The sequence below is a fragment of the Acinetobacter sp. UBA2063 genome, assembly GCF_002333245.1.
In the GTDB taxonomy this organism is placed as follows: domain Bacteria; phylum Pseudomonadota; class Gammaproteobacteria; order Pseudomonadales; family Moraxellaceae; genus Acinetobacter; species Acinetobacter parvus.
Genome location: NZ_DDAH01000016.1, coordinates 1 through 8,629 on the forward strand (window position 1 = coordinate 1; position 8,629 = coordinate 8,629).

Sequence of the window (8,629 nt, forward strand, 5' to 3'; positions counted from 1 at the left end):
ATTATTTACTACGTGGGTCCTGTTGATCCTGTTCGTGATGAAGTCGTTGGTCCTGCTGGTCCTACAACTGCAACGCGTATGGATAAATTCACTCGCCAAGTTCTAGAAGCAACTGGCTTGTTCGGCATGATCGGTAAAGCGGATCGTGGTCCAGCGGCTGTTGAAGCAATCAAAGACAATAAAGCAACTTACTTAATGGCTGTGGGTGGCGCTGCTTACCTCGTTTCTAAAGCTGTACGTGAAGCTGAAGTTGTTGCATTTGCTGACCTCGGTATGGAAGCCATCTACAAGTTTGTGGTTGAAGACATGCCTGTATCTGTTGCGGTTGATGTCAATGGTACCTCAATCCATGCGACTGCACCAAAAATCTGGCAAGCGAAGATTGGTAAAATTCCAGTGGTTGATGCTGCTCAATAACGCCTTTATCAGAAAAATAGCCGAATCATTGTATTCGGCTATTTTTTTGCCCAGTGCTTCTGTTAGATTATAAAAAACAAAACAACAATAAGGACAAAAACATGAATAGAAATATATCGAGCGTGCTGGTTGGTTTATGCCTGATCAGCACCATGCAAAGTGTCTTTGCCACACCAGCACGAACCCAGTCTGTAAAAGAGCTGATCAAACTGAGTGAGTTTGAAAATATCCTATATACCTCTTTGGATGAAATGCAGCCGACATTGGATTCAGAAGCTGAAAACATCCTGCTAAGGGTGTTAAACAAGGATAAATTAACCACCACACAGGAACAGCTGGCTGTACTCGAACTCAGCCAATTGTTGAAAGACACCAGTTCAAAAGTGTTTGCCCGACCCGAAACCTTACAGGCCATAGAAAAAATTTATGCCGAGACATTAAGTGAGGAAGAAGTACAGGCTTATTTAAAATTCCTAAAAACGCCTGAGGGTAGATCCATTAATCAAAAAACATTGAAAATCAGCACCAATGTTTTTCAGTATATGAGTCATTTGAGCCAGCAAAGCCTGAATGATCCAGAGCAAAGCTCACAACTAAAGGAACAGTTCCTAACCATCATCAAACCACTGGTTCAACCTGAATAGTCCCTGTTCTGTGTCAGTTTACCAGGTTAAGGGATTCCAGATTTTAAATGGCTTGACCAAAAGCACTTCAGACTTTTCATCATATTTAACGGGCTTGAGCTCCTGAGGCTTGGCACGAACCTCTCCCGATTCATCCTGTGCAACAAAGTTGTAGCTCGAAGATTTTAAACGGGTAAACGCGATTTCCTGACGGGCGACCTTGTCAGGCATCACCATCCACGGACCCGTATACTCACTGCGGGAAATCTTGTTTTCCTCATCATATTTGATGAAATAGGTTTGCGCGGCATCCACTGTCAGGTCCAGATATTTCGGTTTCTGAAAATGTAATCCTGCTAAAGGACGGCTTGCACTGAAACGATAAGTTCCCGCAGGGAGTTCAACCCAGTAATAATGATTATGTAACAGGCTTGGAATACGATGACCATTGATAAACAGGTTGACCGCCGCAATTTCCTGACGGTTCCAGCGCGAATCTGGTCGATACAGATACACAACAGCCGCCTGTTCATTTTGTGGTTTAACTGGTGTGAAGTATTGACCCAACTTTTGATTGACCCAACCGCCTACAGTGAAGCCACCCACATGGTATTGATCAAACAAGCCTGGTTCTTTTTCAGTATCCACTGGTGGCAGCGTTGCAGTCAGTGCTGCTGGTTTTTCCTCAACGGCCTTGTGGCTTTGACAGCCAGCCAATACCCCAGTACAACATAATGACAATATTAAATAACGCATGACATCCCTCAAGGCGTTTTCTTGGATTTATTGTTAACAGCGCAAAACTATGCGGATTTTCCAATTTTTAAGATTAACACCTCACTGACCAATTGCAAATAAAAAAAGCATGAAAAGCTAAACCTTTCATGCTTTTTTAGATGAGTGATAAACCGTTGCGGTTAGGCCGATTTGGAATCAATCACTTTCAGGTCTTTTTTTTCCACTGGTTGAGGCGTGGTTACCTGAGGCAAACGCTCAGGCTTATAGGTTGGTTTTGCGGTGCCATTGATCACGGCTTCATCCACAATCACTGTACCAACATCTGTACGGCTTGGTAAATCGTACATGGTTTCAAGCAAAACATTTTCCAGAATTGAACGTAGACCACGTGCACCCGTATTGCGTTCCAGCGCTTTCTTCGCCACCGCACGCAATGCAGACTCATCAAACACCAGATCCACATCTTCCATTGTGAACAGGTATTGATATTGGCGTGTCAATGCATTCTTCGGTTCTGTCAGAATCTGCATCAGCGCTTCTTCATCCAGCTCCTCCAAAGTGGCAATCACAGGCAAACGGCCAATGAATTCAGGAATCAAGCCAAACTTGACTAGATCAGTTGCCTCAACCTGACGGAACAATTCAGAGATTTTCTTACGATCATCCTTATTCTTCACATCAGCGGTAAAGCCGATCCCGCCCTTTTCCTGACGCTGCTGGACAATTTTTTCCAGACCAGAGAATGCGCCACCACAAATAAACAGGATATTTGAGGTATCAATCTGGATAAATTCCTGTTGAGGATGCTTACGTCCACCTTGAGGTGGAATTGAGGCAACAGTACCCTCAATCATTTTCAACAGTGCCTGCTGTACACCCTCACCCGAAACATCTCGGGTAATGGATGGATTTTCAGACTTACGGGTGATCTTGTCGATCTCATCAATATAGATAATGCCTTTCTGGGCTTTCTCTACATCATAGTCTGCTTTCTGCAATAGCTTCTGCACGATGTTTTCAACATCTTCACCCACATAACCTGCTTCCGTGAGTGTAGTCGCATCTGCCATGGCAAATGGAACATCCAGCAAGCGGGCAAGTGTTTGCGCCAGCAAAGTTTTACCTGAACCTGTTGGTCCAATCAGTAAAATATTACTTTTTGCAATTTCAACATCCTGATGTGTATGGTGGGACTGCCCAACTTTCAAACGCTTATAGTGGTTGTACACTGCAACAGACAGGGTTTTTTTCGCAATATCCTGTCCAATGACATATTGGTCAAGGGCAGCACGTATTTCATGTGGCTTAGGCAATGCCTTGCTTGCCCAATCCCCCGCTTCAACCTGTTGGCTGGTTTGTACCAGGTCCAAACAGACATCCACACACTCATTACAAATATATGCGTCCTCACCTGCAATCAATTTTCCAACTTCAGATTGCGTCTTGCCACAAAATGAACAATGTTTTTGTCCTTGAGGATGTTCGGACATATTTACTCCACAACTTAAATCTTAAACCTAGTTTTTAAAAATCAAGGGCGCTTGCTTAGCACCTGATCAACCAAACCATATTCTTTTGCCGCCTGTGCGGTCATAAAGTTGTCACGGTCTGTGTCGCGTGCGACAGTTTCATAGTTCTGACCACTATGCTCAGCCATCAAACGGTTTAAACGCTCTTTGATAAAGAGAATCTCACGTGCGTGAATTTCAATGTCAGAAGCCTGACCACGGAAACCACCCAACGGCTGGTGAATCATGACACGGGCATTCTCAAGGCAATAACGCTTGCCCTTGGCACCCGCATTCAACAGGAATGCACCCATCGATGCCGCCTGCCCCATACAGTAGGTCACCACATCTGGCTTGATGAACTGCATGGTGTCATAAATTGCCATACCCGCAGTCACTGAACCGCCTGGTGAGTTAATATAAAGATGGATATCTTTCTCTGGATTCTCAGCTTCCAGAAACAACATCTGCGCCACGATTAAGTTGGCCATGTTGTCTTCAACTTCACCTGTCAAAAAAATCACACGCTCACGTAACAGGCGTGAATAAATATCAAAAGAACGCTCACCACGAGAGGATTGTTCAACGACAACAGGAACTAAAGCATTTTCAATTGTTGGAACATACATAGGTTTATTTATTCCTAAATTATTCTGACTCGATCTATGCCAACAATATGAGGGATAATCGATGAAATTGCAAAAGGTTCAGCCTGAAATATTCGATTATTTATGGCAAAACCGAGTCATTTTTCGACAAATTAACACTTTCATAACACGCATAAAAAAAGGCGCATCAAGCGCCTTTCTTCTAAACTTTTAAAAGATTAGCCACGGCGTGCCTGTTGCTCTTTTAACAAGTCTTCATAACTTATATTTACATCATTTACTTTAGCAGAAGCCAGGATGTGGTCAACAACCTGATCTTCCAGCACAACAGCTTCAATTTGAGCGCGTTGCTGCTTGTCATTTTTGAAGTATTCAACCACTTCTGCTGGGTCTTCATAAGAAGAAGCCATATCGTCGATATAAGCATCAACACGTGCCTGATCAACTTCAAGTTTAGCATCAGCCAATACTTTGCTCACCAACACACCAAGTTTCACTGATTTTTCAGCTTGCTCCTTGAACAACTCATCTGGAAGCATGCTGCTGTCAAATGCGCCTGCACCCTGACCACCAAATTGTTGAGTGAACTGCTGGATCATTTGTTGACGTTGACGGTCAATTTCCTGGGCAACCATAGAAGCTGGAACTTCGATTTCGTTTGCAGCAACAAGGGCATCAAACGCAGCTTGTTTAACCTGGTTACGCAGACCGTTGCGAACTTCACGTTCCATGTTCTTACGAACATCAGCCTTTAACTTGTCCAAGCCTTCTTCTTCAGTCAAGCCAAAGATTTTTAGGAATTCAGCATCGATTTCTGGAAGTTTCTGTTTTTCAACAAGCTTCAGAGTGATCTTGAACTGGGCAGCTTTACCCGCCAGGTTTTCAGCCTGATAGTCTTCAGGGAAAGTCACATCAATCACTTTCTCTTCGCCTTTCTTCATGCCAACGATACCGTCTTCAAAGCCAGGGATCATACGACCTGAACCAAGAACCAGTTTAAAGTCTTCAGCAGAACCGCCCTCAAACTTCTCACCATCAACAGTACCTTCGAAGTCGAAAGTCACCTGCATGTCTTTCTTCGCCATACCCTTGGTTTCAGTCCAAGAAGCGCGTTGCTTTTGCAGGTTCTCAATCATGGTATCAACATCTTTGTCGTTGATTTCTGAAGCCTTGCGTTCAACTTCCAAATCGGCAAAAGTCTTCACTTCCACTTCTGGATAAACTTCAACAATTGCTTCATACACTAAAGCGCCATCTTTGTTTTCAACTTTCTCAATGTTCGGCATACCTACCGCATTGATTTTTTCTTGTTGAATTGCTTCGAACACAGTGTCGCGAATGATTTCATTCACCACTTCCTGATAAATGCCCGCACCATATTCACGGCGAACAACGTTTAAAGGCACCTTACCTGGACGGAAGCCGTTGATCTTCACAGTTTTGGCAGTGCGTTTTAAGCGAGCTTCAAATTGCTCGTTAACACGGCTCGTCGGTACAGAAACATTTAAACGACGGGCAACGCCCGAAACCGCTTCAGTCGTTACTTGCATGGCTTCCTCGATATATAGTTAGTAGTAACAATTTTTAAAGTGCCACATTATATGACAACTTTGCAGATATACAAAATTCGACAAGCATTCTAGCAGTAAAAGTTGATCTGAACATATCAGCAAGTCATCCACGATTTATTATTTTTCATAGTTTATGAATAAACTCGGTTGTTCTTGGGTAATTTCGTGAAGAATTCTATTAGATCAATATATGCTTAATTTTCACCCAATCAATTACAACATAATCTTACATTTCACTACTATTCTATTTCTTTTTCCAAATTTATATGATCTGAGCATCGTTAAATCCAATCGAGAAAAATTGCATATAAGAATAAGAATAATTATTATTTGCATGAATTTTAAGGTTTACATGGATACGATATGTCTTCTTTTATCAGAACACGTAAGAAGTTTGTTTCATCTGCGATTGCATCATCTCTTTCTATGATTGCAACTGCAGCAATCGCGCAAGATAAAGAAAATGTGGTTCAACTCCCAACGATTCATGCAGAAGCAACTGCTGAACAATTAAAAGTTGATGTATCTGCAAACAAGAAATATGTTGCGCCATTAAAAGACACACCAAAGACAGTGTCAGTCTTATCTCAAAAGTTATTGAAAGAAACAAATGCAAATACTTTATTAGAAGCACTTCGTAATGAGCCTGGTATCACACTAGGTGCTGGTGAAGGCGGCATTCCGTATACAGATATTCCTTATATTCGTGGTTATAACGGACAAAGCGCGATCTATGTAGATGGTGTGCGCAACTCAACAACTCAAACACGTGATATGTTTGCGATTGAACAAGTCGAAGTAACTAAAGGCTCAAGCTCTGCTTTAACTGGCGGAAGTGGTGTTGGTGGCAGTATCAACATGATTCCAAAAGTTGCGCATGAAGGTGATGAATATCAAGGAAGTGTTGCAGGCGGCACAGATAACTATAAGCATATCGTACTTGACGCAAACAAAGACTTTGGTAATGGAATCGCAGGTCGTGTTATTGCGATGGGGCATGAAAATGAGAAACCAGGACAGCACAATGGTGCAGAATACGCTCGTGTTGGTATTGCGCCTAGTCTAGCTTTCGGTTTAGGAACTGAAAACCGTGCGACCTTAAGTTACTACTTTATCAAAAGTAATGATGAGCCAGATTCAGGCATTCCATTTAACAACCCTAACAATCCACCTCCAGGCTCGATCAAAGCTGATGGTCGCCCAGCAAATGTAAAACAAGGTTCTTACTATGGCTGGAAGGATCGTGATTTTGATAAGCGTGAAAACCACATTGGCTCATTGAAGCTTGAACATGATTTTAATGATGACTTAACAGTTTCAAACACTGCAACATATAGCCATTCTAAAGCAAGCTATATGTATACAAATCCAGATGATTCAAAAAGCAATATCTACAAAGGTAAAGTCTACCGTCGTGCAACACAGACCATTCGTGACACCGATGCATTTACCGACCAACTTTCTTTAGCTGGGAAATTCAAAACTGGAGCATTAGCACATAGCTTCAATGTTGGTGCTGAATATAATCGCGAAGAAACCAATCGCGGTAACTATAATATTAGTTATCCTGGATATACAGGTACAACGACTGCTGGTTTCAATGATAAATGTAATGATAACAATGGCTGGTGCACGGATCTCAATAATCCAAGTCCGAATGATCCATGGTTAGGCACACTAACACCAAATACTAAACAGACTACAATGACCAATGAAACAGTATCTGTATATGCATTAGACAGTATTGAATTCAATAAATATTGGTTATTAAATCTTGGCGTACGTTGGGATCAATTTGATACAGAATTAAAATATAACAAAGATGTAACAGCTCGTGGTGTGACAACGCCAGCAGGTACTGTGTATTCAAATGATACAGACTACTTCTCTTATCAAGCAGGTGTAGTATTCCGCCCAACAGAGCATGGTAGTATCTATGCAAGTTTCGCAACTGCTGCCAACCCTGTAGGTATCGATCCTGATCTTGATTCACTTAGTGCTTCAAATAAAGACTTAGAACCAGAAAAAGCTCGTACATTTGAGATCGGAACGAAATGGAGCCTTTGGAACAACCGTGCCAATGCGACAGCTGCAATCTTCCGTACTGAGAAGCAAAATACACGTATTAATATAGATGCGAATACAGTAACTAATGCTGGTGAAAGTAAAGTTGATGGTTTTGAACTTGCTTTGACAGGTCACATTACTGATAAATGGGAAATGGCACTTGGCTATAGCTACTTAGATAGCGAATTAACCAAAGCAGCTTATAACTTAGTTGCTCAAGAAGGTCGCCCTCTTCCATTCGTTGCTAAACAGAGTGCTAACTTGTGGAGTACATACCAAGTACTTCCAAAATTAACACTCGGTGCAGGCGTTCAATATCGCGATCAAGTTTTTGCGAATACCAATCCAAACACAGCCACCACTTCAACGAAAATTTTACCAACGTTTACTATCTATAATGCGATGGCAAAGTATGATGTAAACAAGAATGTAAACTTACAGTTGAATGTAAATAACATTTCAGATAAGCGTTATTTTACAAGTGCTCATGCTTCACACTATGCAAACGAAGGTGATGGCCGCAACGCAGTTCTTGCGATCAACTTTAAGTACTAAATCCCTTAAAAAAATTAGGGTATTTACTTAAACTCATTTAAAATAGCCTCTCTATGAGGCTATTTTTTATAATAATCAATTGAAAGGGATATGCTCAGTGATCCATCACATTCCGAATGTTTTGACAAAAGAACAAGTCGCCGAATTCCGTAAATTAATGGAAGCAGCAGATTGGGTCGGTGGAAAAATTACAGCTGGCACACTCTCAGCTTCCGTAAAACGTAATCAACAACTTTCAGAGAGTGACCCTTTAACCCACCAACTTAGTGCACTTGTGATGGATGCAATTTGGAAAAATCCAACTTTCCAAGCAGCTGCACTCCCCAAGCAAATGATTCCACCTTTGTTTAATCGCTACGATGAACACGAAAGTTTTGGTTTTCATGTCGATAATTCAATTCGTTTAGTGAGAGGGACTCATCAACAACTTCGCACAGATTTATCGTGTACTTTATTTTTGAGTGAACCTGAAGAATATGATGGTGGTGATCTCGTTATTGAAGATACTTATGGCTACCATGAAGTGAAATTACCAGCAGGTG

8 protein-coding genes are annotated in these 8,629 nt (G+C 41.7%); 4 read left to right on the forward strand and 4 right to left on the reverse strand.

What is annotated here, in order from left to right:
• On the forward strand, window positions 1–417 hold a 417-nt coding region (locus B4H32_RS00670), incomplete at its 5' end, for a fumarate hydratase C-terminal domain-containing protein (protein WP_286799125.1).
• 101 nt (window positions 418–518) lie between these two features.
• Entirely contained in the window at window positions 519–1,061 is a 543-nt protein-coding gene (locus tag B4H32_RS00675) for a DUF2059 domain-containing protein (RefSeq protein ID WP_004678494.1), read from the forward strand.
• Between the two features lie 18 nt (window positions 1,062–1,079).
• Here B4H32_RS00675 and B4H32_RS00680 read toward each other — a convergent pair whose 3' ends face one another.
• The 4 genes from B4H32_RS00680 to tig all read right to left on the reverse strand — a co-directional run bounded on the left by B4H32_RS00680 (window position 1,080) and on the right by tig (window position 5,444).
• On the reverse strand, window positions 1,080–1,796 hold the full coding sequence (locus B4H32_RS00680; RefSeq protein WP_286799127.1) for a DUF2846 domain-containing protein: 717 nt from the start codon (window positions 1,794–1,796) through the stop codon (window positions 1,080–1,082).
• 161 nt (window positions 1,797–1,957) lie between these two features.
• On the reverse strand, window positions 1,958–3,268 hold the full coding sequence (gene clpX / locus B4H32_RS00685; RefSeq protein ID WP_286799128.1) for an ATP-dependent Clp protease ATP-binding subunit ClpX: 1,311 nt from the start codon (window positions 3,266–3,268) through the stop codon (window positions 1,958–1,960).
• 41 nt (window positions 3,269–3,309) lie between these two features.
• A complete protein-coding gene (clpP, locus tag B4H32_RS00690) occupies window positions 3,310–3,915 on the reverse strand; it encodes an ATP-dependent Clp endopeptidase proteolytic subunit ClpP (protein WP_004678498.1) in 606 nt (201 codons plus the stop codon).
• A gap of 197 nt (window positions 3,916–4,112) precedes the next feature.
• Window positions 4,113–5,444: a trigger factor gene (gene tig, locus B4H32_RS00695; protein WP_004683219.1), complete on the reverse strand. Its 1,332-nt coding sequence runs from the start codon at window positions 5,442–5,444 to the stop codon at window positions 4,113–4,115.
• Between the two features lie 384 nt (window positions 5,445–5,828).
• On the opposite strand from tig, the gene B4H32_RS00700 reads away from it, so the two are divergent.
• Complete coding sequence (locus B4H32_RS00700; RefSeq protein ID WP_286799131.1) at window positions 5,829–8,087, forward strand: TonB-dependent receptor; 2,259 nt, start codon at window positions 5,829–5,831, stop codon at window positions 8,085–8,087.
• 97 nt (window positions 8,088–8,184) lie between these two features.
• On the forward strand, window positions 8,185–8,629 hold a 445-nt coding region (locus tag B4H32_RS00705), incomplete at its 3' end, for a Fe2+-dependent dioxygenase (protein ID WP_286799132.1).

What these genes read in the sequence shown, in the direction of transcription:
- B4H32_RS00675 (WP_004678494.1), top strand. Translation starts at nt 519, where the DNA reads ATGAATAGAAATATATCGAGCGTGCTGGTTGGTTTATGCCTGATCAGC.
- B4H32_RS00680 (WP_286799127.1), bottom strand. Translation starts at nt 1,796, where the DNA reads ATGCGTTATTTAATATTGTCATTATGTTGTACTGGGGTATTGGCTGGC.
- clpX (WP_286799128.1), bottom strand. Translation starts at nt 3,268, where the DNA reads ATGTCCGAACATCCTCAAGGACAAAAACATTGTTCATTTTGTGGCAAG.
- clpP (WP_004678498.1), bottom strand. Translation starts at nt 3,915, where the DNA reads ATGTATGTTCCAACAATTGAAAATGCTTTAGTTCCTGTTGTCGTTGAA.
- tig (WP_004683219.1), bottom strand. Translation starts at nt 5,444, where the DNA reads ATGCAAGTAACGACTGAAGCGGTTTCGGGCGTTGCCCGTCGTTTAAAT.
- B4H32_RS00700 (WP_286799131.1), top strand. Translation starts at nt 5,829, where the DNA reads ATGTCTTCTTTTATCAGAACACGTAAGAAGTTTGTTTCATCTGCGATT.